Source organism: Christiangramia sp. 3-2217-3z, assembly GCF_051195275.1.
GTDB classification, from domain to species: Bacteria; Bacteroidota; Bacteroidia; order Flavobacteriales; family Flavobacteriaceae; genus Christiangramia; species Christiangramia marina.
Genome location: NZ_JBNJLI010000023.1, coordinates 1 through 2,251, shown reverse-complemented (window position 1 = coordinate 2,251; position 2,251 = coordinate 1). Strand labels below are relative to the sequence as shown.

The window sequence follows — 2,251 nt, the reverse complement described above, 5'->3', positions numbered from 1 at the left end:
CAAAGACGGTGATAGCCCGGTATAGGAAAGTTGATATAAAGCATAGCAGTATCCTGAGTAGTGCGGGGCACGTGAAACCCTGTATGAATCCGGCGGGACCATCCGCCAAGGCTAAATACTCCTGAGAGACCGATAGTGAACCAGTACCGTGAGGGAAAGGTGAAAAGAACCCTGAATAAGGGAGTGAAATAGATCCTGAAACCATACGCTTACAAGCGGTCGGAGCATCTTCGTGATGTGACGGCGTGCCTTTTGCATAATGAGCCTACGAGTTACCGTTGCCAGCAAGGTTAAGCAGTTCAGCTGTGGAGCCGTAGCGAAAGCGAGTCTGAATAGGGCGCTTTAGTTGGTAGTGGTAGACGCGAAACCGTGTGATCTACCCTTGGGCAGGTTGAAGCTGTGGTAACACATAGTGGAGGACCGAACCCGTTGACGTTGAAAAGTCTTGGGATGACCTGAGGGTAGGGGTGAAAGGCCAATCAAACTCGGAAATAGCTCGTACTCCCCGAAATGCATTTAGGTGCAGCGATATAGATAGTTTTATAGAGGTAGAGCTACTGATTGGATGCGGGGGCTTCACCGCCTACCAATTCCTGACAAACTCCGAATGCTATAAAATGTTTCATATCAGTGAGGGCATGGGTGCTAAGGTCCATGTCCGAGAGGGAAAGAACCCAGACCATCAGCTAAGGTCCCAAAATATATGTTAAGTTGAAGAAACGCGGTTGAACTGCCCAGACAGCTAGGATGTTGGCTTGGAAGCAGCCATTCATTTAAAGAGTGCGTAACAGCTCACTAGTCGAGCGGTTCGGCATGGATAATAATCGGGCATAAACATATTACCGAAGCTATGGACTATAGTTTACTATAGTGGTAGGGGAGCATTGTAACAGAGATGAAGGTGAGTCGCGAGGCTTGCTGGATTGGTTACAAAAGAAAATGTAGGCATAAGTAACGATAATGCGGGCGAGAAACCCGCACACCGAAAGACTAAGGTTTCCTCAGCTATGCTAATCAGCTGAGGGTTAGTCGGGACCTAAGGCGAACCCGAAAGGGGTAGTCGATGGACAAGCAGTTAATATTCTGCTACTTGCCCCACGTTAAAGCGGACGGAGGCGTAAATTTGGTGCGTACTGACGGAATAGTACGTTGAAGGGAGTGGTAACACCCCGATAGTACACAAAAGCTACGGCCGGCGTGATAATCCAGAGGAGCGACTTCCAAGAAAAGCGAGTGGAGGCAACCCGTACCCTAAACCGACACAGGTAGTTGGGATGAGAATTCTAAGGTGCTCGAGAGATTCATGGCTAAGGAACTAGGCAAAATTGGCCCGTAACTTCGGGAGAAGGGTCGCCCCCCTTATGGGGGGGCCGCAGTGAAAAGATCCAGGCGACTGTTTATCAAAAACACAGGGCTCTGCTAAATCGAAAGATGACGTATAGGGCCTGACACCTGCCCGGTGCTGGAAGGTTAAGGGGAGATGTTAGCTTCGGCGAAGCATTGAACTGAAGCCCCAGTAAACGGCGGCCGTAACTATAACGGTCCTAAGGTAGCGAAATTCCTTGTCGGGTAAGTTCCGACCTGCACGAATGGTGCAACGATCTGGATACTGTCTCAGCCATGAGCTCGGTGAAATTGTAGTATCGGTGAAGATGCCGATTACCCGCTGTGGGACGAAAAGACCCCGTGCACCTTTACTATAGCTTAGTATTGACTTTGAACAAGTGATGTGTAGGATAGGTAGGAGACTTTGAAGCTGCATCGCCAGGTGTGGTGGAGTCGTTGTTGAAATACTACCCTTTACTTGTTTAGAGCCTAACTTCCAATGGAAGGACAGTGCTTGGTGGGTAGTTTGACTGGGGTGGTCGCCTCCAAAAGAGTAACGGAGGCTTCTAAAGGTTCCCTCAGCACGCTTGGTAACCGTGCGTAGAGTGCAATGGCAAAAGGGAGCTTGACTGAGAGACATACAGGTCGATCAGGTACGAAAGTAGAGCATAGTGATCCGGTGACACCGCATGGAAGGGTCATCGCTCAAAGGATAAAAGGTACGCCGGGGATAACAGGCTGATCTCCCCCAAGAGCTCACATCGACGGGGGGGTTTGGCACCTCGATGTCGGCTCGTCACATCCTGGGGCTGGAGAAGGTCCCAAGGGTTGGGCTGTTCGCCCATTAAAGTGGCACGCGAGCTGGGTTCAGAACGTCGTGAGACAGTTCGGTCTCTATCTACAGTGGGCGTTAGAAATTTGAGTG

1 rRNA gene (cut by a window edge) is annotated in these 2,251 nt (G+C 50.2%); it reads left to right on the top strand.

The annotated features are described in order from the left end of the window. A 23S ribosomal RNA gene (locus ACSHZO_RS15640) occupies positions 1-2,251 on the top strand (its annotated part extends 437 nt beyond the left edge of the window); the annotation flags it as partial.